The organism is Oerskovia sp. NPDC057915 (assembly GCF_042887685.1).
GTDB lineage: Bacteria > Actinomycetota > Actinomycetes > Actinomycetales > Cellulomonadaceae > Oerskovia.
In genome coordinates, this window is the sequence record NZ_JBHVOS010000007.1 from 17710 (window position 1) to 43725 (window position 26016).

Annotated in this window: 19 protein-coding genes; 13 read left to right on the forward strand and 6 right to left on the reverse strand. The window is 73.1% G+C overall.

Features of this window, described 5'->3' with window-relative positions; all coding sequences use genetic code 11:
- Window positions 1-89 precede the first annotated feature (89 nt).
- Together ACFVQ3_RS06420 and ACFVQ3_RS06425 are read right to left on the reverse strand one after the other, a co-directional pair.
- Complete coding sequence (locus ACFVQ3_RS06420; protein WP_205306573.1) at window positions 90-587, reverse strand: DUF1269 domain-containing protein; 498 nt, start codon at window positions 585-587, stop codon at window positions 90-92.
- Window positions 588-839: 252 nt separating this feature from the next.
- Window positions 840-1442, reverse strand: coding sequence for an acetyltransferase (locus ACFVQ3_RS06425; RefSeq protein WP_387636507.1), 603 nt, complete (start codon window positions 1440-1442; stop codon window positions 840-842).
- A 122-nt stretch (window positions 1443-1564) separates the two neighbouring features.
- Here ACFVQ3_RS06425 and ACFVQ3_RS06430 point away from each other — a divergent pair, with 122 nt between their 5' ends.
- The 3 genes from ACFVQ3_RS06430 (at window position 1565) to ACFVQ3_RS06440 (ending at window position 5953) form a co-directional block, all read left to right on the forward strand.
- Complete coding sequence (locus tag ACFVQ3_RS06430) at window positions 1565-1972, forward strand: nuclear transport factor 2 family protein (protein ID WP_387636509.1); 408 nt, start codon at window positions 1565-1567, stop codon at window positions 1970-1972.
- Window positions 1969-5220, forward strand: a complete 3252-nt coding sequence (locus tag ACFVQ3_RS06435; protein ID WP_387636511.1) for an amino acid adenylation domain-containing protein — start codon at window positions 1969-1971, stop codon at window positions 5218-5220. Before ACFVQ3_RS06430 ends, ACFVQ3_RS06435 begins: the two co-directional genes overlap by 4 nt.
- Before the next feature lie 133 nt (window positions 5221-5353).
- On the forward strand, window positions 5354-5953 hold the full coding sequence (locus ACFVQ3_RS06440; protein WP_387636513.1) for an RNA polymerase sigma factor: 600 nt from the start codon (window positions 5354-5356) through the stop codon (window positions 5951-5953).
- Between the two features lie 33 nt (window positions 5954-5986).
- Here the strand turns inward: ACFVQ3_RS06440 and ACFVQ3_RS06445 are convergent, their stop codons facing one another.
- The 4 genes from ACFVQ3_RS06445 to ACFVQ3_RS06460 are packed head-to-tail and all read right to left on the reverse strand — an operon-like array spanning window position 5987 to window position 10837.
- Entirely contained in the window at window positions 5987-6910 is a 924-nt protein-coding gene (locus ACFVQ3_RS06445) for an SDR family NAD(P)-dependent oxidoreductase (RefSeq protein ID WP_387636516.1), read from the reverse strand.
- Window positions 6907-8355 (reverse strand): enolase C-terminal domain-like protein, encoded by a 1449-nt coding sequence (locus ACFVQ3_RS06450; RefSeq protein ID WP_387636519.1) that lies wholly within the window; start codon window positions 8353-8355, stop codon window positions 6907-6909. The genes ACFVQ3_RS06445 and ACFVQ3_RS06450 overlap by 4 nt, the downstream gene beginning before the upstream one ends.
- A complete protein-coding gene (locus tag ACFVQ3_RS06455; protein WP_387636521.1) occupies window positions 8352-9167 on the reverse strand; it encodes an SDR family NAD(P)-dependent oxidoreductase in 816 nt (271 codons plus the stop codon). Before ACFVQ3_RS06455 ends, ACFVQ3_RS06450 begins: the two co-directional genes overlap by 4 nt.
- Window positions 9164-10837, reverse strand: a complete 1674-nt coding sequence (locus ACFVQ3_RS06460; protein ID WP_387636524.1) for a hypothetical protein — start codon at window positions 10835-10837, stop codon at window positions 9164-9166. The genes ACFVQ3_RS06455 and ACFVQ3_RS06460 overlap by 4 nt, the downstream gene beginning before the upstream one ends.
- 218 nt (window positions 10838-11055) lie before the next feature.
- Here ACFVQ3_RS06460 and ACFVQ3_RS06465 point away from each other — a divergent pair, with 218 nt between their 5' ends.
- The 10 genes from ACFVQ3_RS06465 (at window position 11056) to ACFVQ3_RS06510 (ending at window position 26016) form a co-directional block, all read left to right on the forward strand.
- Complete coding sequence (locus tag ACFVQ3_RS06465; RefSeq protein WP_387636527.1) at window positions 11056-11760, forward strand: GntR family transcriptional regulator; 705 nt, start codon at window positions 11056-11058, stop codon at window positions 11758-11760.
- Between the two features lie 554 nt (window positions 11761-12314).
- Window positions 12315-13424 carry a GNAT family N-acetyltransferase gene (locus ACFVQ3_RS06470; RefSeq protein ID WP_387636531.1) on the forward strand — a complete coding sequence of 370 codons (1110 nt, stop codon included), beginning with the start codon at window positions 12315-12317 and terminating at the stop codon, window positions 13422-13424.
- A gap of 373 nt (window positions 13425-13797) precedes the next feature.
- Window positions 13798-16071 (forward strand): peptidase C14, encoded by a 2274-nt coding sequence (locus ACFVQ3_RS06475; protein WP_387636533.1) that lies wholly within the window; start codon window positions 13798-13800, stop codon window positions 16069-16071.
- Between the two features lie 56 nt (window positions 16072-16127).
- The gene (locus ACFVQ3_RS06480; RefSeq protein ID WP_387636536.1) at window positions 16128-18383 is read left to right on the forward strand and encodes a peptidase C14; all 2256 of its coding nucleotides are present in this window, start codon (window positions 16128-16130) and stop codon (window positions 18381-18383) included.
- Window positions 18384-19017: 634 nt separating this feature from the next.
- Window positions 19018-20310, forward strand: a complete 1293-nt coding sequence (locus ACFVQ3_RS06485) for a Gfo/Idh/MocA family protein (RefSeq protein WP_387636538.1) — start codon at window positions 19018-19020, stop codon at window positions 20308-20310.
- Between the two features lie 138 nt (window positions 20311-20448).
- Complete coding sequence (locus tag ACFVQ3_RS06490; protein WP_387636540.1) at window positions 20449-21720, forward strand: ABC transporter substrate-binding protein; 1272 nt, start codon at window positions 20449-20451, stop codon at window positions 21718-21720.
- A gap of 78 nt (window positions 21721-21798) precedes the next feature.
- Window positions 21799-22821 (forward strand): carbohydrate ABC transporter permease, encoded by a 1023-nt coding sequence (locus ACFVQ3_RS06495; RefSeq protein WP_387636543.1) that lies wholly within the window; start codon window positions 21799-21801, stop codon window positions 22819-22821.
- The gene (locus tag ACFVQ3_RS06500; protein ID WP_387636546.1) at window positions 22818-23750 is read left to right on the forward strand and encodes a carbohydrate ABC transporter permease; all 933 of its coding nucleotides are present in this window, start codon (window positions 22818-22820) and stop codon (window positions 23748-23750) included. The genes ACFVQ3_RS06495 and ACFVQ3_RS06500 overlap by 4 nt, the downstream gene beginning before the upstream one ends.
- Window positions 23751-23755: 5 nt before the next feature.
- Window positions 23756-24862, forward strand: a complete 1107-nt coding sequence (locus ACFVQ3_RS06505) for an NAD-dependent epimerase/dehydratase family protein (RefSeq protein WP_387636548.1) — start codon at window positions 23756-23758, stop codon at window positions 24860-24862.
- On the forward strand, window positions 24862-26016 hold the full coding sequence (locus ACFVQ3_RS06510) for a dihydrodipicolinate synthase family protein (protein ID WP_387636551.1): 1155 nt from the start codon (window positions 24862-24864) through the stop codon (window positions 26014-26016). Before ACFVQ3_RS06505 ends, ACFVQ3_RS06510 begins: the two co-directional genes overlap by 1 nt.

Sequence of the window (26016 nt, forward strand, 5' to 3'; positions counted from 1 at the left end):
TGCGCTCGTGGCGCTCCCGGCGCCCTGGCACGACGACGGCCCCGGTCCGCGAAGGACCGGGGCCGTACGTCTCGCAGCTGCGGAGGTCCTCAGACCGCGTCGTCGAAGGCCGCGCGGAGCTTGGCCTCCTCGTCGGCCGACAGGTTCGTCTGGATGAGCTCGCCGTGGATGCCCTGCGCCTTGAGCGCGTCGTGCACACGGTCCATGACCCCACCGGACGTCATGACGAACAGCGCCGACGTCCCCGGCGTGACCTTGGAGCGCACCGAGTCGATGAAGTCGTCGTCGATGCCCACGTCGGTCAGCGACCCCGCGAGCGCCCCGGACGCCGCGCCGATCGCGACGCCGATGAGCGGGATGAAGAAGATGATCCCGAACAGCAGGCCCCAGAACGCGCCGCCCAGCGCACCGATGCCCGTCGTGTTGTTCGACTGGTGGGTCTTGGGCTTCTTCTTCCCCTCCTCCCACGACACGATCGCCGCGTCCTGCACCTGGATGAGCTCCTGCTTCTGCAGCGCCAGCAGGGCGTCCTCCGCCTGCTGCGCACCCTCGGGAGTCTCGAACTTCCACACGGTCAGCGTTGCCACCACATGCCTCGTTCCGTCGTCGGTACTCGGAGGACGCCGTCCCGGTCCGGGCGGGTCCACCTCGACCGTAGGTGCGGTTGCGCAGGGCCGCCATCGGAGCCTGGGCCCGTCGGAGAGGGGCAGGTCGGAGCCGGGCATGTCCGAGCGGGGCGGGTCGGAGCCGGGCCCGTCCGAGCGGCGGCCGTCGAAGTCGCGCCAGGCAGAGCCGCGCCCCGTCGGCGCCGCAGGACCGGGCGCGGTCCCGGCCCCCCGTCAGCCGTGGCGGTGCGGATCGACCTCGCCCTGCGTGAGCGTGAGCCACTCCTCGTCCCGGACGTAGCCGAGGTTGCGGTTCGCGGCGATGATGGCGGGGTTGTCGGACGAGCCCCCGGTCCGGAACGTCTGCACTCCCCCGGCGACCAGGACGCTGATCGACAGAGCCTTGACCGCGGTGGAGAGCCCTCGACCCCGCCACGACGCGGCGACGACCGTGAAGTCCGTCTCGGCGTCGGTGTCCTCGAGGTCGACGAACGTCATGGCGACCAGCTCGGCCCCCGCGAACGCACCGAACCCGCGCCGACGTGCCGAAGGCGACGCGTCATCGGCGGTCAGCGGACGGTGCTGCGTCGCGACGCTCCCCGGGTAGTGACCGCGGGTGTCGTGGTCCAGGGCGAGGATCACCGGGACGTCCGCGGACGTGAGCTCGCGCAGGGACACCAGGTCGACCACGGCCTGCTGCGCGTGCTCCAGCCGACCGTGGTCGACCGCACCGGCCCCCAGCCCGGCGCCCCAGGACCTCGCGACCACCCGTGCACCGTCGGCCAGCGCGGCCACCGCCCGTTCGCTCGTGGCAGGCACCACGAAGAGTTCTGTCATGACTGGAGACTGGCACACTCCCGTCGGTGGTGGGGACGAGCGAACCCACCCCGTCCTGCCGGACATGTACGACGAGCGCGGGGTCCTCGCGCACCGTCGTCCGCCGAGCAGGGAGCCAAGCGATGTCAGCGACCGAGAACCGATCCACCCTCGACGAGGTCTACCGCGCGTTCAACCAGGGGCACGTCGCCCGGCTCAGAGAGCTCTTCGCGGACGACATGACCATGGTGATCCCGGGCCGGACGCAGATCTCGGGCACCTTCCACGGTCACGACGAGATCTTCGGCGTCTTCGCCCGCATGGCGGCGATCACCGGTGGGACGTCGCGCGCGGACGTCGAGCGGGTCCTCGTGGACGACGTCGGTGGGGTCGTGATCGCGGTCGACACCGCCCGACGGGAGGGCGAGGAGGTGACGGCGCGGTTCGCGGACGTCTACCGCATCGAGCAGGGACGCGTGACCGAGCTACGTCCCTTCCCCGAGGACCCGATCGCGATGGACCACTTCTGGCGACGAGGAGGCCGACCATGACGACGAGCCAGCACGAGCCACGCCCCGCGCCGCGCACCGGCGGCACCGGCGCCCTCCCTGCCGCGGGGGGTCCGACCCGGGCGAGGGTCCGGAGCGCCTCGTCCGTCCCCCAAGCCTTCGACCTGGTCGCGGACACCTGGCCCAACCGCACGGCCGTCGAGTGGGACACGGGTCGCTGGAGCTACCGGGACCTGCAGACCGCCTCCCGGAACGTCGAGCGTCGGCTCCGGTCCGCGGGTGTCCTGCCCGGGGAGGCCGTCGCCGTCGTCGGTGACCGGTCCGCGGAGACCTGCGCGACGATGCTCGGCATCCTGCGGGCTGGGGCCGCGTACGTGCCGGTCGACACGAACCTGCCCGCTGTGCGCGTCCGCGCGATGCTCGACACCGCGGGCGTGAACCTCGCGGTCCGCCCAGCCGGGAGCCGGGCGGACGGGCGGGACGGGGTCCACGTCGTGGATCTCGTCAGGACGGAACGCGCCGGGGCGACCGGCGACAGCCCGGGCCTCGCGGGGCCCGCCGGCGACAGCCCCGTGGGAGACGGCCTCGCGGACGACGCGCTCCTCGGCGACGCCGACCTCGACCGGACCGCCTACGTCATGTTCACGTCGGGCTCGACGGGAAGGCCCAAGGCCGTGGCCGTGCGCCAGCGAGGCATCCTGCGCCTGGCGACGGACAACGGCTTTCTCCACCTCGACCCGGCGAACCGTTTCATGCACGCGGCCTCGCTGTCCTTCGACGCCTCGACGCTCGAGATCTGGCCCACCCTCCTCTCGGGGGCGTGCCTCGTGATCGTCGACCAGGCGCTGCTCCTGGCCCCCGCGGCCCTTCGCGACACGCTCCGGGCCACGGCGATCGACTCGATCTTCCTCACGACGGGCGTCTTCCACCAGGTCGCCCGCTCCTGCCCCGAGCTGTTCGACGGCCTGCGCTACGCGATCACCGGCGGCGAGGTGCTGAACCCCCTCCTCGCGGCGCACGCCGTGGGTCGTGCGACGTACGTCGTCAACGGCTACGGCCCGACGGAGAGCACCGTGATGGCCACCGCGCACGTCCTCGGCGAGGCCGACGCCGGCCCCGTGCCGATCGGCACACCGCTCCCCTACGTCTCGGTCGCCGTCCTGGCCCCCGACGGTTCACCGGTCGACCCGGGTGAGGACGGCGAGCTGCACGTCGCCGGGGACGGTCTCGCGGCCGGGTACCTGGGCGACCCGGCGGAGACCGCCCGACGCTTCGTGCACCTGAGCATCGACGGTGCTCCCCCGGTCCGGTACTACAGGACCGGGGACCAGGTCCGGTGGGGCGAGGCGGGCCTCCTGGAGTTCCGCGGCCGCCTCGACGACCAGGTCAAGGTTCGCGGCCACCGGATCCAGCTCACCGAGGTCGAGAGGGCGCTCTCCGGGATCAAGGACATCGGGGAGGCCGCCGTCGTCGCGGTCGAGGACGGCGCGAGCCGTGTCCTGGTCGCTTTCTGCACGCCCGCGGGGCCGGTGGCGCCGGTCCCCGACCCGACGTCGGTCCGCCGCGCACTCGCCGCGATCCTGCCCGCCTCCATGCTCCCGGCGACGGTCGTGCCCGTCGACGCACTCCCGTTCACCGCGAACGGCAAGGTCGACCGACGTGTCCTCTCCGACCGGGCGTCGGCCGCGACGTCCCACCCCGCCGCAGGGGGCGTGCCGGGCGCTCCGCAGGACGCCCGCGAGGCGGTCGACCGCGCCTGGCGCGAGACCCTCGTCGTGGACGTGGTCGACCCGGACGGCGACTTCTTCGAGCTGGGCGGCAACTCGCTCATGGCCGCGCAGCTCATCGCTCGCGTCCAGTCGTCGCTGGCGCTCGACGGCGCCCACGGCCACGTCCTGATCCGAGGACTGCTGTCCGATCCACGCCCGGCGGCCTTCACGGCCGTCGTCGACGAGATCGTGGGCCGACCGGCCGGAAGTCCCGCGCCCGACGGTGCGGACCGCTGGCGACCCGACGTCCGCCTGCTCCCGCGGCCGGCCCCGGTCACCCGGGTCCACCAGCCCGACCCGGCCGCCCAGGACCCGCGGCCCGCCCCGGTCACCCGGGTCCACCAGCCGGCCCCGGTCGCCCCGGGCCACCGGCCCGACCCGCCCGCCGAGGTGCTGCTCACGGGAGCGACGGGGTTCTTCGGGTCGGCGCTGCTGCGCGAGCTCGTCGAGCGCACGGGCTCCACGGTCCGCTGCCTCGTCCGCGCTGCCGACGAGGACGCGGCCATGGCTCGTGTGCTGGCGGCACAGCGCAGGTACGGCCACGGTCCGCTCACCACCGACCGGGTCGTCGCCGTCCCCGGGGACCTCACGGCCCACCGTCTGGGGCTGGACGACGCGACGTGGGAGTCGCTCGCCGCTCGGACCGACCTGATCCACCACTCGGGTGCCCACGTGAACTTCGTCTACCCGTACGAGTGGCTGCGGCGGACGAACGTCGACGGCACGCGCAGCCTGGTCGAGCTGGCCGAGGCGGGTGGTGGCATCCCGCTCCACTACGTCTCGACCATCGCCGTGCTGGCGGGCTCCGGGTCCGCTGCCGTCCGGCACGTCACCGAGGACACCCCGCTCGACCACGTCGAGCGGCTGTCGATGGGCTACCCGGAGAGCAAGTGGGTGGCCGAGCAGATCCTGCGCGCGGCGTCGGCGCGGGGACTGCCGGTCGTGGTCCACCGGCCCTACGAGATCACGGGCAGCACCGTGGACGGTCACTGGAACACCGAGGCCGCGATCTGCGCGTTCTTCAAGGCGATCGTCGAGATGGGCCGCGCCCCGGACGTGGACCTGCCGCTGGACTTCGTGCCGGTCGACCACCTGGCCCGGGCCGTGGTGCACCTCGCGCGGACCCGGCCGGCGGAGGGGCAGACGTACCACCTCACGAACCCGCGGTACGCGCTGCTGGGGCTCATGGTCGAGCGGCTGCGCGCGCACGGTCACCTGATCGAGGTGGTCGACTACGACACCTGGCTGCACGACCTGTCGGCGTTCTGCGCCGAGCACCCGCAGCACCCGATCGTCTCCTTCCTGCCGATCTTCACGAACATCGCGTCGTCGAGCACGCTCACGGTCAAGGAGCTGTACTTCGAGGGGACGTTCCCTCGCTTCGGGCGGGAGCGGGCGGACGCGCACCTCGCCGGGAGCGGCATCGTCTGCCCCCCGGTCGACGCCGAGATGCTCGACTCGTACGTCCGGTGGTTCCACTCCGTCGGGTACATCGACCGGCCCCGGGTGGGTGCTCGCTGACGGCGCGAGGGGGGCGAGGGACGCGGCCTCCTCTCGCCCGGGCGCGTCCTGCGGGTGACGATGGTCGAAGGGGCGCGGCGGGTCGGGCAGGTCCGCGCGGCGCCTGCGGGCGGGCAGCACCCAGGGGGCAGCGATGCGTGAGCAGTCGTCGGCGTTCGACGAGGGGTCCGTGGCCGAGGTGGACCTCTGGAGCCGGGTCCAGGACGGGGACGAGCAGGCGTTCGCGGTCGTCTACCGGCGCTACTCGCGGCGCGTCCACGGCCTGTGCCGCGCGCTGCTGACCTCGGGCGGGCTGCACGACGACCTCACGGGACGGTGCGAGGACCTGACCTCGGGCGTCTTCCTGACGGCGTGGCGTCGGCGGCGGGAGCTGGAGGTCCGCGACTCGGTGCTCCCGTGGCTCCTGGCGACCGCGGCGAACCTCTGCTCGAACGAGCAGCGGGCCGTGCGGCGGCACCGTTGGCTGGTCGCGCGCGTCGCGCAGCTGCACGGGAGGGCCGTGCCGGCGGCTGACGGCGTCGAGGCGAGCGTGCTCGCCTCGATCCTCGCGGGTCGTGCCCGCCGCGAGATCGCGACGCTGCCCTCCGCGCTGCGCGAGGTGGCCGACCTCTGCATCCTCCACGACGTCACGACGCGTGACGCGGCCGCGTTCCTCGAGCTTCCCGAGGGCACGGTCAAGTCGAGGCTGCACCGGGCGCGGCGCCACCTGTGCCGGGCGGTCCTCGACCGCTAGTGCAGTCCGCCGGGCAGCGCACCCGGCACGGCCTCAGCCGAGCCCGTACCGCGCGTCGAGCTCGGCGTCGTGGGGCAGCGTCCCGAACGACGCGGTCCAGGCGCCGTCGGCCGCGATCGACTGCCCCGACACGTACGACGACTCGTCCGAGAGCAGGAACGCGACCACGGCCGCGATCTCCGCCGACTCGGCGATGCGTCCGAGCGGCGGGCCCTCGGCGAGCCCGCGTTCCTCCGCCTCGGGGTCGACGGCGTTCGCGATCTGCGCGTCGAGGTGGGGTGTGCGCACCCCGCCGGGTGCGACCGTGTTGGCCCGGATGCCGTACCGCCCGTAGGTGACGGCGACGCTGCGGGCGAGCGCGTCGATGCCGCCCTTGGTCAGCTCGTAGGCGGCGTGGTCGACGAACGAGGACCGCCCGTGGATCGAGCCGACGTTGACGATCGACCCGCCGCTCGCCTGGTCGGTGAACGCCTCGACCGCGGCGGCGGCCCCCCAGAGGTAGCCCAGGCCGTTGATCTCGACGACGTCGCGCGCCGTGCGCTCGATCTCCTCGGCACGCGCGGGGTCGCCGAGCGCGTGCAGCGGTGTCGTCCTCGTGATGCCTGCGTTGTTGACCCAGCCCGCGAGCGGCGCGAGGCTCCGGGCGACGCGCGCGGCCTCGCGGTGCGCCTCCCGGTCGCGCGAGTCGGCGAGCACGACGGCCGCGCAGGTCCCGTCCTCGACGGTCCCCGAGCCGGGGCTCCGTTCGAGCCCGACGACGGTCCACCCGTCCGCGGTCAGCCGCGTCGCGATGGCCCGGCCGATGCCCTTGCCGCTCCCGGTCACGACGACGCTGCGGGTCGCGGCCTGTCCAGGCGTCGGGGACGGCGTGGTCTGCTCCTGGGTGCCCATCGGTGCTCGCTCGTCGTCCGGCCCGACGGCGGAGCTCGCCCCGGGCGTGCTGGTCGGGTCGGTCATCGGTCCTCCTGGTCGCCGAGCATGCGGTCGTCGGTCGAGCGTGTGGTCGTCGTCGTCGCGGGGTCGCTCCCGGACGCCGATCGCATGCTCGGCAGCGAGGGGGTGGCCTCGAACGTGAAGTAGGTCGGCGAGAGCGTGAAGCCCAGACCGGGGGCCTCGGGTGGCAGTGCCGTGCCGTCACGGAACGCCGGTCCGCCCTCGACGAGCAACGGCGCCGGGTCGTAGGGGTTGCCCTGCGGCGAGCGCTCGAACGTCTCGACCCCGATCCCCGCCGCACCCCCCAGGTGCACGCTGACCTCGGGGTACACGTGGCTCGACGTCACGAGCCCTGCGTCCTGCCACGAACGGACCAGGGGGTCGGCCGCGGTGAGGCCGCCGATCCCGACCACGTCCACACGTGCCACGTCGAGCGCGCCGAGCGCAGCGAGCCGCGCGAGGACCTCGGGGTCCGTGACCTCGTCGCCGATCGCGAGCGGCAGCCCCGTGACCTCCCGGATGCGCGCGGCCCCGGCGGCGTCCTCGGGCAGCACCGGGTCCTCGAGCCACGCGAGCGCGGGCGGCTCCCCGGCCGGTGCCGGAGCTCCGATGCCCCAGGCGTCGAGGTCCGCGAGCGCCTCGTCCGCGTCGCGCCAGCCGAAGCCCACGTCCACGACGACGCCGCTGCGACCCGCCTCGGTCTCGCGGCCCGTCACGGCGGGGAGCTCGGCGTGCAGGATCGCGAGCAGGTCGCGCATGAGCTCGCGGTCGGGAGACCGCGAGATCTTGAGCAGCGGCCAGCCCTCCCGGGCGCGGTCGAGCACCTCGTCGGCGACGGCGCGCGCCGTCCGGCCGGGGGTCGGGTAGGCCGCGACGAGGATCGCGGGCCGTCGTGCCGGGACGACCGGCCCGGTCGTGCCCCCGCTCGACCCGCGGTCGGGGTGGGCCGACGGAGCGACGGGCGCGGCGCCGTCGGGCACGGGAGCCGCCCCGCGCGCACCGGGGGCCGACGGCAGGTCACGCGCGGCGCCGTCGGGCAGCGAGCGCTCCAGGAGGCGCCACACCGGGACGCCCGCGACCTTGCCCGCGACGTCCCACAGCGCGACGTCGACCAGGCCGATCGCCCGGCGCACCAGGCCCACGCGCCCCACGATCGCCGACCCGCGCAGCGCGGCGTCCCACGCCGCCCGCACCCCCGCGGCCGGGTCGTCGACCGCGAGCTCGCGGCCCACGACGTGCGGCGCGACGAGACGCTCGACGATCTCGGCCATGGGCGCCTCGCGCGTCAAGGCGTAGGAGACGCCCGTGACCTCGGTGCCGTCCGGCAGCACCGCACGCACCTGGACGCCCACGTACTCGCGGCGCGTGACCGTCATGGCGCCGAGCTGCAGGGGCTGCGGCAGGGGGACGACGGTCGTCGACGTGCGGACGTCGGTGACGCGGGCGGCGCTCACGGTCAGGCCCGTCATTCCGGCTTCTTCGCGAGCGGGACGCCGTAGTCGACGATGAACCCGCCGTCGACGTAGAGGGTCTGGCCGATCACGTACCGCGACTCGTCGGACACGAGCCAGCTCACGGCGTTCGCGATCTCCGAGGCGTCGGCGAGGCGGCCCGCGGGGATGCGCGCGAGGATCGTCTCCTCCTTGAGCGTCCCCGCCGCGACGCCCTGACGGAAGACGCCCGTGTCGATGTACCCGGGCGCGACCGCGTTGACCCGCACCCCGCGCGCGGCCCACTCGGCCCCCGCGGTCGACGTCAGGCCGATCACGGCCGCCTTGGTCGTCGAGTACGGGGCCCGACCTGCGGAGCCGCGCGCCGAGACCGACGAGATGTTGACGACCGCGCCGCGGCCGGCGTCGAGCATGTGCCGACCCGCAGCCTGGAGGCAGGCGAAGACGCCGTGCAGGTTGACGTCGACCACGGCCTTCCACTCGTCCCAGGTCAGGTCCTCGATGCCGCGGTGGCGCTGGATCCCGGCGTTGTTGACCAGGACGTCGATGCTGCCGGTCGCGGCCGCGACCGCGTCGAACGCCGTTGCCACGGCCGCGTGGTCGGTGACGTCGAGGGGCATCCAGGCCAGGCCCGGCTCGGCGGGCAGGGCCGCGAGGTCGAGCGCGGGCAGGTCGTGCTGGACGACGTCCGCGCACACCACGCGGTAGCCGTCCGCCGCGAGACGCTCGGCGATCTGACCGCCGATGCCCGCCGCGCCGCCCGTGACGATCGCGGTGCGGAGAGGGGCGCCGGGGGCGCCGGTCATGGTCGTGGTGCTGGGGATGCTCACTGGTCCTCCGTGGACGTCTGTGCGGGCGTCGTCGCCGCAAGGGTGTCGATCAGGTTCGTCGCGTGCTGCTCGAGCCGCGCGAGCGACCCGGGCGCGAGCGGCGACTGCCAGGCCTGGTAGGCGCCGCGCACGTACGCCTCGTCGGTCGGCAGGTACACGAAGCCCGGACCGTTGGTCAGGTTCGCGACCACGACAGGCCGGTCCCCCGCGTGCTCGCGGACCGTCCGCTGGAAGCGCGAGTACGCCTCGCCCGGGTGCGCGACGAGGAACCCGTCGCCGATCTGCCACACCCAGGTGGGGTGCTCGACGCTCGGGCCGGTCACGTAGCCGTCGCGCAGGTTGCGTGCACGGCGCAGCCGCTCGTCACGGCTGCGGGGATCGATGTCGGCCCACTCCGCCTCCATCTGCGCGAGGGTAGGCAGGTCCCTCAGCCCCAGCACGACGGCGTCGCTCACCGCGCGCAGCACGCGCGAGCCCTCGACGGGGCGCGGCTCCCACACCCCCAGCGGCGCGCCGGACTGCACGACGCGCGTGAGCTCGAGAGCCGTGCCGGGAGGCGGCAGCTCGGCGAGCGCCGCGAGGACCGCGAGCCCCAGCGAGGTGCCGTGCCGGTCGGCGACCGCCACGTCCCCCGTGTACTGCTCGCGCGGGGCCAGCTCGCCCGAGGCCCCCTGGAAGAACGCGACGGGCGCCCCGGTCGACTCCTCGACGAGGTCACGCATCGCGCCCACGTAGTCCGGGGAGACGAGCGTGTTCTGCCACGCGAGCGTCGTGGGGTGGCACGCGTAGTTGACGATCGTCGCGAGGGGCGTCGTGGTCGGCAGGGGTTCGCCGGCTGCGGGCTCGACCCGGCTGAGGCGGCCGATCACGACCGTGTCGTCGGTGGCGGCCCGCGGGACCGACGGGTTGAAGCCGATCACGGGGGTCCCGAGGTCCTCGGTGGCGTCCGCCGTGGCGCCGGCCCCCGCGGAGGTCGTGTCCACGGGCTCGCCGTGCGACCCGCCCGCACCGAGGATCAGCTCGCGGTCGGCCGCGAGCGAGCAGCGCCCCGTCGTCCACTCGAGCGTCGCGGGAGCGAGCGAGGCCACCGCCTCCCGGCCCGCGTCGACGGCCTGCGCCGCGAGGTGCTCGAGGTACGCGGGGACGAGCTCGCCTCCCTCGAGGTCGGCGTCGTGGCTGCACAGCACCGGGCCGGCGTGCGTGTGGGACAGGGAGATGAGCAGCCGCTCGGGCGGCAGGCCGAGGCCCGCGAGGACCGCGTCCCGGACGCCACGCTCGTCGTCGACGCGGCGCCACCACGTGGCGTCCACGGTGATCATCACCAGCGGTTCGGCCCTGGGAGCGCCGGGGCGCTCGTGCGTGGGGCGCTCGGGGTGCGTTGCGCCGTCCGGCGCGCCGACCTGCTCAGGCTGCGCGACGCCGTCGGGCGCGCCGACCTGCTCGGGGTGAGCGACGCCGTCGGGCGTGCGGTGCGACGGCGTGGTGCCGGGCGCCTGCGCGAGGGCGATCGCGGTGAGGGTCATCGCGCGGTGCGTGCCCTGGGACGCGTTCCAGTCGGCGGGCCCCCAGTTGCGGGCGCGGATGCCCACGGGCGGCGTGACGTCGCGGCGGGCGACTCCCGCCAGTCCGCGGAAACCGGGCACCGTCACCCGGTCGTGCAGGGACACCATGGATCCTCCTCGAGCCTGTGCGTCAACCCTCGAATGCTATAGCATGTAGTGAGGGGGCAAGCCGTCCGGTGGCCCTTCGCCTCGATGGTGGCACAACGGTGCGCCCCGCGCAGACCTCACCCCGGCACGCACCGCGGGCGAGCAGCCGGGCCCGGTTCGCCGACCGCTATCCTTCGGGGCACCTCCCGGATCGGACCGCAGAACACTACGGAGAACCCATGGCGCTCAAGAGCGTGCCCGACCTGAACGTCGCCGACCGCGTGACCGTCGAGCTGCGAGAGGCCATCTTCAGCGGCGACCTCGCACCCGGGTCGCGACTCGTCGAGCGCAAGCTCGCCGAACGGCTCGGCACGAGCCACATCCCCGTGCGCGAGGCCCTCACCCGCCTCACCGAGGAAGGGCTCGTCGAACGCCTCCCTCACCGCGGCGCCCGCGTCGCCGCGCTCACGAGCCGCGACCTCGAGGAGATCTCGAGCCTGCGCACGCTCCTGGAGCAGTTCGTCGTCGTGCGCGTGCAGGCCGAGTGGGACGCCAAGACCGAGGCCCGCCTGCGCAAGACCGTGCAGCAGATGGTCGACGCCGCCGAGCGCGGCAGCTCGGCCCGCGTGTTCGAGCTCGACCGCCGCTTCCACGAGCAGCTCTGGGAGCTCGCCGACCACCGCATGCTCATGACCATCACGTCCCAGCTCCGCTCCCGGATCACGGGCTTCCTGCGCGCCGCGAACGTGGCGCTGGACCCCGAGGCCCGCGTCGCCCACGCCGAGACCCACCACCTCATCCTCGACGCGATCGCGAGCGGGGACCCCGACCGCGCGCGGACCGTCATGGCCGAGCACATCGGCGAGGCCGCGGCACGGCTCGAGAGCCACACCGACGACGCCGACGACGCCGAGGAGCCCGCGGCGGAGGCCGGGGGCGCCTGACCGGCGGAGCGCGTCCACGCCGAGTGTGCACTTCGGGTCGCCCCGAGGCCGACGCGACAGCCCGAACTGCACACTCGGCAGACGTCTCGCTCGGCGAGCACGGCCCGGTGCGTGCAGCCGCCACCGTCGGCCTCGACGAGCCACGAGGCGGCGCCGGAGCACAGCCTGCGGTCACGCACGAACGCCGCGGCCCAGGCTGCGGGGACACCGGGCCGGTGACGAGGGTGTCGTCGAGGTCGACGAGCACCGCCCCGCCGGGTGGCGCGGACGTGCCGAACATGCGGACACCGCTCCTCGACCATGCGGTGGGCGTCGGGATCGGGGGGATTCGCGACCGCAACCACATGGTCGGCAGCGAGAGGGGGACGGTCGAGGGAGGGACACCTCGTGCGAGGTCCAGCCCGACCTCGCACGTGCTTCGTTGCCGTGCATCGTTCACTCGAGAACGTGGATGCGAGACTATTCTTGCTATAGCAAACCGTCAAGGCGAAACCGCCGGTCGGCCCGCACACGTGCCCCACCTGCACCGACGCACCCGCTCACCGAGGAGCCCCATGGAATTCCGCACCGCGACTCCCGCCGACGTCCCGTCGCTGTACGCGCTGTGGGCCACAGCGTTCGACGCCCCGCTCATGGTCCCCGTCTACGAGACCGACGACGGCCGGCTCGACCGCACCGTCGTCGCCGTCCTCCCGGGTGCGACCGGCGACGAGGACCGCGTCGTCGCCTCGGTCTGCTGGAGCCCCCGCACGCTCGTGGGCCTCCCCGGCCCCGACGGGGCACCCACGACCCTCACGGTGAGTGGCGTCGCGAACGTCGCCTCCGCCCCGGACGTGCGCGGCCGCGGCCTCGTCCGTCTCGCGCTCGCCGAGGCCGTCGCACGCATGGACGCCGCGGGCATGGACGCCTCGCTCCTGTTCACGGGCACCCCGGGCGTGTACCGCCCGAGCGGCTGGGAGACGTTCGAGGTCCCCGTCACCCGCGGCCCCCTCCTGCCCGACGGCGCCGCTCGTCCCGAGGCCGCAGGCTCGGCCGGGGTCGTCGCCCGCCACGAGCAGCCGCCGCGCACGGGGTCGCCCGTGCCGACGACGTTCCCCGCCTGGGGCGCCGACCTCCCGTGGCAGGACCTCGCGCGCCTCCACGACGCGTTCCACGCCTCCCCGCTGACCACGCGCCGCACGGCCGAGCACTGGCAGCGCCGGATCCCCCTCTGGTACTCCGCGGCCGAGCTCCTCACGGCCCGGCGCCCCGACGGGTCGGTCGTTGGCTACCTGGTCGTGGAGCTCGAGGGCGAGGTGCTGCGCGTGCGGGAGCTCGCCGTCGGGACCGGTGAGGCACCGGCACCGGCACCCGCACCCGCACCCGCGCCCGCGCCCGCGCCCGCGCCCGCGCCCGCCGATCGTGCGGCGCTCGACGCGCTCGCGCTCGCCGCCCGGTCGCTGGCCCGCGAACGCGGGGCGGTCCGCGCCGAGGTGCGCCTGCCACGCATCCCGGCCGCGGCGGGGCTCATCGACGCGCTGCTGGCGCCGGAGGGTCGCGAGACGATCACGGATGCGACCGGGATGCTGCGCCCGGTCCGGCGTCCTGTCGCCGAGATCGACGCCCTGCGCGCGGCGACGAGCGGCCCGGCCACGGGATTCCACTGGCCGGGCGACTACCTGTGAGAGGCGCTCGCGCCATGCTCTCGGGCGGCACGTGCCGTCGTCGAGTTGCGGCCACCTGGGGTCCGCGGGGGCCACGAACCCCCGTTGGCCGCATCTCGGTACGGTCGCCCGGCGGACCTGGCGACTCGTCACCAACCTCTTGACATTGCTATAGCATCGGCCTAATCTCCGGGAAATGCCCGGTTCATCCGGACGCAACGAAGCGCATCCATCCTGCTGTCGCGGCCTGCCGCGCCCAGCCTGAACCGTCCATCTCGTCCCGTCCTCGGTCACCGCAGCCCCGGCCCGACGGACTCCACCCGCACGCCCGTTGCCGCGCGTCGGCCACGCCTGAACGGACCCGTCTCATCGACCCGTCCGAAGGGTGACCCACGTGAAGACCCCCCTGACTGCCCGCGACAGCGCGGCAGCCCCCGACCTCTCCCCCGCCCCCGCAGCCCCCACCGACCCCTCGCGCCGCAGCCTGCTGCGCGTCGCGGGCATGGGCGCGCTGACCGCGACCGCGTTCGCGCTGTCGACGGGCCTCGCCCCCTCGGCGCTCGCCGCGCCGCTCGGCCTGAGCAAGGACAGCGAGCCCGACGACGAGCTCACCGTCGCAACCTCGCTCGCCCAGCTCGTCGGCTGGCGTGCGAAGAAGATCGACGACGGCACCGTCGTCCAGCTCCTCGGCCACGCGACCCCCGGCGACGGCGCCGCTCGCCTCGTCCGCTACGACACGAGAAGCACCGCGGTGCCGAACGGCGGCACGGTGCTGGCCCCGAAGGACCTCGGCGCGACCGCCCCCGGGCGGTGGCACACGCTCCACACGGGCACCGCGGACTTCCGCTGGTTCGGGATCTTCGGCACCGACGCCCCCACCGGCAGCGCCGACGACGCGCTCGACGCCCTCGTGAACGACCCGACCGTCAGCCGCATCGAGGGGCACACGGACCTCAACTTCGTGCGGCGCCACACGTTCACGCGCTCCGACCTCGAGCTCGACTTCGGCGGCCGGACGATCACGACCGAGGGCATCGAGCGCAACGCGCACGACAACCCGTTCGGCGCCGTGATGTTCTTCCGGGGCGCCGTCACGGACGTGACCCAGCAGCGCACGCTCGCCGAGACCATGCCCGACCAGCGCGACGTGTTCGAGGTCGCGGACTCGTCGGCGTTCGCGGTCGGCGACTGGTGGACCATCCAGGTCGACCCGAGGCCGGGCGGCGGGCGCGACGAGCGCGAGCTCCAGCGCCTCGTGCAGGTCACCCAGGTCGTCGACGCGGCGCACGTGCGCGTCAACTACCGCAACGGCTGGGAGCTGGCACCGGGCCGTGTGCTCGAGTGGCGCAAGGTCGTGCCGGTCGAGCAGGTCCACGTGCGGAACATGACCTTCATCGGGTCCGGTCCCTACGACGGCCCGCTCAACGGCGAGCTGCCCGACGACCGGGAGTACACCGGCTCGCACCCCGTCGCGTACGAGTTCGCGGTGCGCTGCGACGTGTCGGACGTGCACGGCTCCAGGACGTGGTGGCCCGTCATCATGCGCCGCTGGAACACGTTCTTCGCGACCGAGCGCTGCTCGGTCGCGAACCCGCCCACGGTCTTCTACGGCGGCGCGGGCTACCTCACGCAGCAGATCTACTGCCTGTACGGGCGCGTCGCGGACTGCCGCTCGCACAACGCGCGCCACCTCAACGACCTCACGGCCTCGGCCTACTGCCTCGTCGAGAACTGCCACGGCGACGGCGACGACCAGGGCGGCAACCCGTTCACGACGCACGGCCAGTACGAGCACGACCTCGTGTTCCAGGGCAACAGCGGCCTCATGGACATCGCCAACTCGGGGGCGCAGTGGGGTATCAGCGCCAAGCGCATCACGGTCAAGGGGCACGTGGCCTCGTGGTTCACGGTGAGCACCAAGATCACGGACCTGACCCTGGAGGACGTGCACGTGGTCGCGCGCTCGACGTTCGACCAGCAGGGCAGCCTCACGGTCAACGCCGACGGCGTGCAGATGCGTGGGTGCACCGCGTCGTTCTTCGCGGTCGCGCAACGGTCGAACCTGTCGAAGCGGCCCAACGTCATCGAGGACTGCCACTTCTCGCTGCCGGTCGGCAGCGTCCTGCACCAGACCCCGGTCGCCAACCCCGTCCACTTCGTCCGGACCCGGTTCACCGGGTTCGCCGGCACGATCCTGCGCGGCGCGGGCCCGGTCACGTTCACCGACTGCACGTTCGTCGGCTCGACCGACGAGGCCGCCCCGGCGGCCCCCGCGCTCGTCGGCCCGGCCGACGTCACGATCAGCGGCGGGACCCTCACGGGCACGGGCATCCAGCTCAGCGCGGTCCGCGACCAGCGGCTCACGGTCCGCGGGGCGAAGGTCTCCGGCACGACGACGGCGGGCGCCCTGGTCTCGCGGGCTGCGGGCCCCGGGACGGTCCAGGTGGACCTGCGGGGCGCGACGCTCGCCGCGAGCGGGACCACCGCGCACGTCGCTCTCACGGGCACCGACGCCCTGACCGCGGTCGGCTCGCGCTTCAGCGGCGGCCGCTACGACCTGGCCCCGACCACGCGCGTGCTCCAGTCCGGCTGCGTCGAGCAGGGCGTCGACCGCACCGGCTTCCCCGAGGGCGACCACGTCCTCGTCACCGACTCGCTCGCGCTGTGAACCGCACGAGCTCCCCCTGCCCACCCGGAAGAACCCCTGATGAAAGGCCCCTGCAGATGACGAACCTCATCACCTCCGGACAGACCCCCGGCGAGCCGACGACGACGTCGACCTCGCCCCACCCGACCCCCACGGTCGAGGCCCCCTCGCGCCGCAACCTGCTGCGCGTCGCCGGGATCGGCGGCCTCGTGGCCGCCGGCGCCCTGCTGGGCACGCACTCGGCCGCGGCCGCCACGCCGGCCGCCGCGGCGCCGTCGGGCGTGCTGCCCCTGAAGAAGGACGAGCCCGACGACGAGGTCCTGGTCGCGACGTCCGTCGCCCAGCTCGTGGGCTGGAAGGCCAAGAAGATCGACGACGGGACCGTCGTCCAGCTCCTCGGCCACGCGACCCCCGGCGACGGCGCCGCGCGCCTCGTCCGCTACGACGCGAAGAGCGACGCGGCGGCCAACGGCGGCACCGTGCTGGCCCCGAAGGACGTCAAGGGCAAGGGACGCTGGCACACGCTCCACACGGGCACCGCGGACTTCCGCTGGTTCGGGCTGTTCGGAAAGGACACCCCGGCCGACGACGCGCTCGACGCCCTCGTGAACGACCCGACCGTGAGCCGCATCGAGGCGCACACCGACCTCAACTTCGTGCGCCGCCACCGGTTCACGCGCTCGCACCTCGAGCTCGACTTCGGCGGGCACACCATGACGACCGAGGGCATCGAGAAGGCAGGGCAGGACGACCCCTTCGCGGCCGTCCTGTTCTTCCGCGGCACCGTCACCAACGACGTCCGCACCAACAAGCTCACGGCCGTCATGCCCGAGCTGCGCGACGACTTCGAGGTCACCGACTCCTCGAGGTACGCGGTGGGCGAGTGGTACGCGCTCGAGGTCAACGCGCTCGCAGGCCGGTGGGAGCGCGAGCTGCAGCTCCAGGTCCAGGTCACGCAGATCGTCGACGCGACGCACGTGCGCGTCAACTACCTCAACGGCTGGGAGCTCGCCGCGGGGCGCACGCTCACGTGGACCAAGGTCGAGCCCGTGCAGCAGGTGCACGTGCGCAACCTGTCGTTCGTGGGCGTCGCGGGCGGCGACCAGTACACGGGCTCGCACCCGCTCGCGTTCGAGTACGCGGTGAGCTGCGACGTCGAGAACGTGCACGGCGTGGCGACGTTCTGGCCCCTGGTCATGCGCCGCTGGTCGACGTTCTTCACGACGTCGCGCTGCTCGCTCGCCAACCCGGCCTCGATCACCTGGGGCGGCGCGGGCTACCTGACGCAGCAGATCTACTGCCTGTACGGGCACGTGTCCGACTGCCACACGTCGAACTGCCGCCACCTCAACGACTGGACCGCCTCGGCGTACGGCCTCGTGGAGAACTGCCACGGCGACGGCGACGACCAGGGGCCGTTCGTCACGCACGGCCAGTACGAGCACGACCTGACGTACGTCGGGAACTCGGGGCTCATGACGTTCGCCAACTCGGGCGCGGCGTGGGGCTCGTCGGCCAAGCGCATCACCGTCAGCAAGCACGTGTGCTCGTGGTTCGTGGCGCGCGTCAAGGTCACCGACCTGACGCTGGAGGACGTCCAGGTCATCCGCAAGGAGGGTCTCGCAGGCTCGGGCATGCTGTGGGTCAACGCCGACGGCGTCCAGCTGCGCGGCTGCCAGGCCGACGACACGCTCATCGTGTCCCAGGCGTCGAGCCGCTCGAAGCGTCCCAACGTCATCGAGGGCTCGCGCTTCAACGTGCTGCCGAACAGCCCGATCACGCAGGCCAACGTGACCAACCCCGTGCACCTGGTCCGCACGACGCTCAACGGGCTGGAGAGTGCATCGTTCGCAGGTTCGGGGCCGGTGGTCCTGGACCAGTGCACGCTCGAGGCGGCCGAGGGCAAGGGCACCGTGACGGCGTCGGGCGACCTGACCGTCCGGGGCGGCGTGCTGCGCAACGTCGCGGTCGTCGCTGCGGGTGCCGCCGAGCAGACCGTCCGGGTCGGCGACGGGGCACGGCTCGAGGGCTCGCCCGCGGGCGGCACCTTCCTGAGCCGGGCGAAGGCGGACAAGCCGGTCACCTGGAACCTGGACGGTGCACGCTCCACGGCTCCGTCGGGTGACACTGGTCACGTGAAGCTAGACACAGGTATCAATCGCTGGTCGGCCGTGGGCTCCACCTTCACCGGTGGCCGCCTCCAGCTCGCCGACGGCGCGTTCGGTGCAGGCTCCTACCTCCTGCACACCGGCAACGTCGAGGCCGGCGTGCAGCGCGTCGCGATCCCGGCCGACGGCCCGACAGTCTCGACGGCAGGCACGCTCGTGGTCTGACGTCGGTCGCCGGCTGCTGGTTGCCGGCTGCCGGCCGCCGAGAACGAGGTACCCCCGCCTCGAGCACGGGGTCGAGGTCGCCAACCATGACCTGACGACCTCAACCCCGTTCTCGGCACCGACGGGGCCGGGCAGCCACAGATCTCGGCTCCCGGCGCCGACCATGCGGTTGGCGTCCGTCGACCATGCGGTTGGCGTCGAAGATCACGCGATTCTCGACACCAACCGCATGCTCGACACCGGGGGAGGTGGGGCCGAGGCGGGCGGCGGCGCAGCAGCAGCGGCACGGCGGGGGCGCGGCGCGGCGCGGCGGGGGCGCGGCGGGGGCGCGGCGGGGGGCGGCAGCTGCCGGCAGCGGCGCGGCACCGCCGTCGAGCCCTCCAGGGACCTGCGGGGGGCCGCGCGAAAGGTCACGACTCGGTCGCAAGTTGACCTGACGGGCTGTCAGGGCGCAGGATCATCTGGCATAGTTGCTATAGCAAATAGCAAATGAGGCCGCACTCGCCCGGCTCTCCGCCCGCACCGGCCGCTCGACCAGCACCTCCCTCTCGACCAGCGACACCCAGCACCACCAAGCACCACCCGCAACACCCAGCACCACCCCGCAGCCCCCGCAACGACGCAAGGACCGCTCGTGACCCGCAATGATGCACCCGTGACCGTCGCCCTCGTGGGCGCCGGCAACCGTGGTCAGACCTACGCACGCTGGATCGCCGCGCACCCCGACCGTGCGCGCCTGGTCGCGGTCGCGGACCCGCGCCCGTTCCAGCGGTCGCTCGTGAGCGACGGCGCGGCCGCGGCGAGCCCCGACGCCTCCCCCGTCGCGCAGTTCGCGGACTGGGAGGACCTGGTCGCGGCGGGCACCACGGCTCCGCTCGCCGACATGGTCGTCGTCGCGACGCAGGACCGTGAGCACCGCGACCCGGTCGTGGCACTCGCCGCCCAGGGCTACGCGATCCTGGTCGAGAAGCCGCTCGCGCCGAGCGCCGAGGAGTGCCGGGACGTCGTCGACGCGGTCGAGACCTCGGGCGTCCTGTTCGGCGTGTGCCACGTCATGCGGTACATGCCGTACACGGACCTCATGAAGTCGGTCGTGGACTCGGGTGTCCTGGGCGAGATCGTCAACGTGCAGCACCTGGAGCCGGTCGGTTGGTGGCACGACGCGCACTCGTACGTGCGCGGCCCGTGGCGCTCGGAGAAGACGTCGAGCCCCATGCTCCTCGCGAAGTCGAGCCACGACCTGGACTGGATCCGATACGTCACGGGCAAGCGCATCCAGACCGTCGCGAGCTTCGGCTCGCTCAAGCACTTCCGTCCGCAGGAGCGCCCGGCGGGCGCCGCGGACCGCTGCCTGGACTGCCCGCTCGAGCCGACGTGCCCGTACTCGGCGCCCCGCCTGTACCTGGGGACGCTGCGCGAGAAGGGTGCGATCTGGCCCGTCACGGTCGTCACGGACGGCACCGACGAGGCGTCGGTCGTCGAGGCGCTGCGCACGGGCGACTACGGGAGGTGCGTCTACGCGTCGGACAACGACGTGGTGGACCACCAGGTCGTCGCGATGGAGCTCGAGGGCGGCGGCGCGGCGACGTTCACCATGACGGCCTTCTCGGAGCAGGACCACCGCAAGACGCAGATCTTCGGGACCCACGGCTGCCTCGACGGCGACGGCGAGAAGATCCGGGTCACCGACTTCCGGGACGGTTCGGTCACGGTCCACGACTCGGGCCACCACGGCGCGACCAACGCCGCCGACGACCACGGCGGCGGCGACTCGGGCGTCATGGACGCGTTCGTGCGCGCCGTCGCGACGGGTGATCCGAGCCATGTCCGGTCGGGCGCCGTCGAGTCCCTCCAGAGCCACCTCGCCGTGTTCGCGGCCGAGGAGTCGCGGCACTCACGCACCGTCGTCGAGGTCCCGGCCCGCTAGCAGCAGGTCCCGTCCGGGTGGCCGTCCGGCCGCCCGGGCAGAGCAGCACCCCGCAGGGCGCGACGATGCGCCCGGCGGCTCGAAGCACATGAGTCAACCAGCACGGTAGTCATCATTCGACGTCAAAGGAGCACGAAAATGACCATGCCGAAGAAGCACGTGGCGACCGCCATCGCGGCGATCGCCACCCTCGGCGCCCTGACCGCGTGCGGCGGCGGCGACGCTGCCGGCGGCTCGACGCCCGTCCCCTCGGACGGCGCGGCCTCGGGCTCCGTCACCATGTGGACGTACCCCGTCATCGCGGACGAGGCGGCCCACAAGAAGTTCTGGGACGAGCAGATCGCGGAGTTCACCAAGGAGAACCCGGACGTCGACGTCAAGGTCGAGATCTACCCGTGGGCGGGTCGCGACGAGACGCTCGCGACGGGCATCGCGGGCGGCAAGGGCCCCGACGTCGTCTACCTCATCCCGGACCAGCTCCCGAAGTACGCCAAGTCCCTCGCGGCGGTCGACAACTACATCACCGACAACACGGGCGACCTGCGCGAGAACGCCGCGAAGTCGGTGAGCATCGACGGCGCCATGATGGGCGCGCCGCTGATCATGAACTCGAAGCCGCTCGTGTGCAACGCCGCGGCCTTCGACGCGATCGGCGAGTCGGGCAACTACCCGGAGACCTGGGACGACCTGATGGCGCTGGCCCCGAAGTTCAAGGACGCGGGCTACGACGTCACGAACTACTGGGGCGCGGTCGACGCGACGCTCAACGAGTCGTTCTACCCGCTGCTGTGGCAGGCCGGCGGCTCGGTCTTCTCCGAGGACGGCACGAAGGTCGCGTTCGACTCGCCCGAGGGCGTCGAGGCGCTCCAGTTCGTCACGGACCTGGCCGAGGGCGGCTTCGTCGAGAAGGACCTGCTGACGACCATCCCGGCGTTCGAGCAGACGCGCACCGCGCAGGGCAAGATCGCCTGCACGTGGCAGCAGGGCCCCGGCGACGTCGCGACCTTCTGGGGCGAGGAGAACACGGTCGTGCTCCCCTCCCTCAAGCAGGCCGAGTCGATCGGCTACGGCACTGTCGGTTCGCTGGCCCTCATGAAGGAGGCCGAGAACCTGGACGCGGCGGGCAAGTGGCTCGCGTTCGCGACGCGCCCCGAGGCGTCGGCCGAGTACGCGAAGGCTGCGGGCTGGTTCACGCCGTACACGTCGCAGACGGGTCTGTACGGCGACGACGCGACCATGGCCGCGCTCGAGGCCACGCTCGACGCGACGACCTCCGGCGACCTCAACGAGAAGTCGCGTGAGGTCATGGGCATCCTCGCCCCGGAGATCCAGGCCGCGCTCATCGGCCAGAAGACCCCTGAGCAGGCCATGAAGGACGCGGCCGCTGCCGCGAACCCGCTCCTCGGCTGATCTCGCACCACACCCACCGGGCCGGGTGGCCGCCGCTGACGCGGCCCTCGGCCCGGTGAGGCGAAGGAGAAGAACCCCATGACAGCAACCACCCCGTCCGGAGACGTCCTCGGGCCAGGCCTGCAGGGCTCCGTGCCCGACGGCGCCACGCCCGCCGCGCAGCCACCGTCCGGTGGGTCCTCGCGCCCGTCGGGCGGAAGCGGCTCGACAGGCCCGACAGGACCATCAGCGTTCCGCCGCACCATGGCCCGCCGTGAGGCGCGGATCGGCCTGCTCTTCGCGCTCCCGGCCTTCCTGCTCTTCCTCGCCTTCCGCTTCGGACCGGCGATCGCGGGCGTGGGGCTCAGCTTCTTCGAGTACACGATCGGCGGCACCGCCGAGTGGACCGGCCTCGACAACTTCGAACGCATGGTCAACGACCCGATCTTCTGGTCCGCGATGCGCGTGACCCTGATCCTCAGCGTCCTGATCGTGCCGTTGTCGCTCGCGATCTCGACCTTCATGGCGCTGCTGGTGCGCCGCTCGTTCCGCGGCTCGGGCTTCTACCGCTCGGTGTTCTTCCTGCCGGTCGTCACGAGCCTCGTGCTCGCCGCGACGGTGTTCACGTGGGTGTTCTCGACGGGCGGCCCGTGGTCGCAGCTCATGGGCCTGATCGGTCTGTCGACGGACTCGTGGCTGGGGAGCACGACCCTGGTCCTGCCGGCCCTGGCGCTCGTGTCGATCTGGTCGCGCTTCGGGTACGGGATGCTCATCCTCCTGGCTCGCATGCAGGACCTGCCGCGCGAGCTCGAGGAGGCTGCGGCGCTCGACGGCGCGAACGCCTGGCACCGGTTCTGGCACATCATCATGCCGCAGCTCAAGCCGACGTTGTTCTTCCTGGCGGTCATCGAGACCACGGCGTCGTTCCAGATCTTCGACCTGGTCTACACCATGACGGGCGGCGGGCCCGCCCGCGCGAGCTACAGCCTCGTCTACCAGATCTACGACCAGGGCTTCAAGTACTTCGACCTCGGCTACGCCAGCACGCTCGGCGTCGCGCTGTTCATCATCACCATCGTCGTTGCGCTGGTGCAGCGTCGCCTCATCGGGAGGGACAAGTGACCACGCTCGCCACCCCCGGCACCCCGGGGCACCCCGGGACCGCTGCCGGCACCACCACATCGCCCGACCTCACGCCGAAGGTTCGGCGCAGGCGCAGCAAGAGCTCGGGCATGGACCTGACGTGGCGCGGAAAGGTCGTGCGCTACGTCGTGCTGAGCCTCGCGGCGGTCGTCACGATCTTCCCGTTCTACGCGATGGTCGTCCTCTCGCTCAAGCCTGCCGCGGCGATCCAGTTCCCGCAGAGCCTGATCCCCACGAACCTGGGCTTCGCGGCGTACGACCGCGTGCTCGGCGCGGGGAACATCTGGACCTGGTTCGGGAACACGCTCATCTACTCGGTCGTGTCCGTGGTCCTCGTCCTCGCGTTCTCCGCGATGGCCGGCTACGCGTTCGCGAAGAAGAAGTTCCCGGGTCGCGAGGCCATGTTCTGGTCGTTCCTGGCGATGGTCATGGTCCCGTACCACGTGACCCTCATCCCGACCTTCATCCTCATGGCGCAGGTCGGCGGCCTGGACACCTACTGGGGCCTGATCCTGCCGACGCTCGCGAACGCCCAGGCGGTCTTCCTCATGCGGCAGTTCATCATGGACATGCCCGACGACCTCTTCGAGGCGGCCAAGCTCGACGGCGCGTCCGAGTGGCGCATCTTCACGCGCATCGTGCTGCCGCTGTGCAAGCCGATCCTCGCGACGCTCGGCACGTTCGTCTTCCTGTGGCACTGGAACGACTTCCTGTGGCCGCTCATCATGGGCCAGGGCACCGACCACTGGACCCTGACCGTGGGTATCGCGTCGCTGCAGCAGCAGGACGTGCCGCTCAACATGATCCTCGCCGGCGCGACCATCTCCTTCGTGCCGATCTTCGCCGCCTACCTCGTGGCCCAGCGCTACTTCCAGGAGGGCGTCACCATGTCCGGAATCAAGGGATAGCACTCGTGTCTTCGACCTCACCCAGCCCTCTGCCCGCCGCCGCCGTCGCTCCTGCCGGCGCCTCCGCCGTCGGGCGCTCCGCCGGTCCCTCCTCGCTCGCCGAGCTCGAGGACCTCCTCACCACGCCGTCTCCCGCGCTCGTCGCGGACATGGCAGCCCGCTCGGGCGACCTGGTCGTCCTGGGCGCTGGCGGCAAGATGGGCCCGAGCCTCACTGTCCTCGCCCGGCGCGCGCTCGACGCCGCAGGTCGCACGGGCGACGCCGTCCACGCGGTCTCGCGCTGGTCGGACCCGGCCCAGGCCGACCACCTGCGCGACGCGGGCGTGAACGTCGTGACGGCCGACCTCATGACGGGTGACCCGGCCGTCCTGGCCGGGCTGCCCGACGGCGCCGACGTCGTCTACATGGTCGGCGCCAAGTTCGGCACGTCGTCGGCCCCCTCGCTCGCGTGGGCAGCGAACGCCGCGCTCGTGAGCGACGTCGCGCGCCGCTACGCGGACTCGACCATCGCCGCGTTCTCGACCGGGAACGTCTACCCGCTCGTGCCGGTGTCCTCGGGCGGCTGCTCCGAGGACGACCCGACCGGACCCGTCGGCGAGTACGCCATGAGCTGCCTCGGGCGCGAGCGCCTGTTCCAGCACGCGGCCCTCACGCGCGGCACCAAGGTCGCGAACATCCGCCTCAACTACGCGGTCGACCTGCGCTACGGCGTGCTGTGCGACGTCGCGGCGCCGATCCTCGCGGGTGAGCCGGTCGACCTGACCACGAGCCACGTCAACGTCGTGTGGCAGGGCTACGCGAACGAGGTCGCGCTGCGCGCGCTCGGCCACGCGTCCTCTCCCGCGTTCACCGTCAACCTCACGGGCCCCGAGACCGCGTCGGTCCGCCGCCTCGCGGGGCTGCTCGGCGCGGGCCTGGGCCGCGAGGTGTCGTTCACGGGCGCCGAGGCCGGGACGGCCCTGCTCAACGACGCGAGCCTGTGCCACGAGCTGTTCGGGTACCCCGACGTCTCGCTGCGCACGCTCGTCGACTGGCAGGCGCGGTGGCTCGCCGCGGGCCTGCCCACGAGCGGCAAGGCCACCAAGTTCACCGTGCGCGACGGGAAGTTCTGATGGGCTCGGTGCTCGACGCCATGAAGCCCGACTCGCTCGCGCTCCTGCGCGCCGGCACGGTCATCCCGGCGCAGCCGCTCGCACTGACGGCCGACCGCCGCTTCGACGAGCGCCGCCAGCGCGCCCTGACGCGGTACTACCACGCGGCCGGGGCGGGCGGCGTGGCCGTGGGCGTGCACACGACGCAGTTCGAGATCCGCGAGGTCGGGCTCTACCGGCCCGTGCTCGAGATGGCGGCCGAGGTCTCGCGCGAGACGCTGGGCGGGCGCGCCCCCGCGGGGTCCGCGGTCACGGGCCCGCGCCCGCTCGTCCAGGTCGCCGGGGCCTCGGGCCCCACAGCCCAGGCTGTCGCAGAGGCCCAGGTCGCGGCCGACCTCGGCTACGACGCGGTGCTCCTCGCCCCGCGCGTGGCGGGCCTGGGCGGCACGCGCGAGGAGGTCGAGCGCTACCTGCTCGACCGTGCGCGGGCCGTGGGCGAGGTCCTGCCCGTGATCGGCTTCTACCTCCAGGAGGCGATCGGCGGGCCGCGACTCTCGGTCGACTTCTGGCGCGAGTTCGCGTCGATCGAGGCCGTCGTGGCCGTCAAGGCCGCGCCGTTCGACCGGTACCGCACGATCGACGTGCTGCGCGGTGTGGCCGAGTCCGGGCGGGCTGAGCAGATCTCGCTGTACACGGGCAACGACGACGCGATCATCGCCGACCTCGTCTCCGAGGTCGACGTCCCGGTCCCGGGGAGCGCGAGCCCGTACCCGGCGCGCTTCGTCGGCGGCCTGCTCGGCCAGTGGGCCGTGTGGACGCGCGGCGCGGTCGAGACCCTGCGCCTCGCGCAGGCCGCGCGGGGCGTCACCCCCGACGGCACGCCCACCGTGCCCGACGACGCGGCCCTGCGCCTCCTGGTCGCCCGTCAGACCGGGCTCACCGACGCCAACGCCGCCGTGTTCGACTCCACGAACGACTTCGCGGGCGTCATCGCGGGGGTGCACGAGGTCCTGCGCCGCCAGGGACTCCTCGAGGGCATCTGGTGCCTCGACCCGGACGAGACGCTGTCGCCCGGGCAGGCCGACGAGCTCACGCGCGTCACGGCCGCGTACCCCTGGCTCGGCGCGTCGGACGACGACTTCATCGCGGAGCACCTCGACGCGTGGCTGGGATGA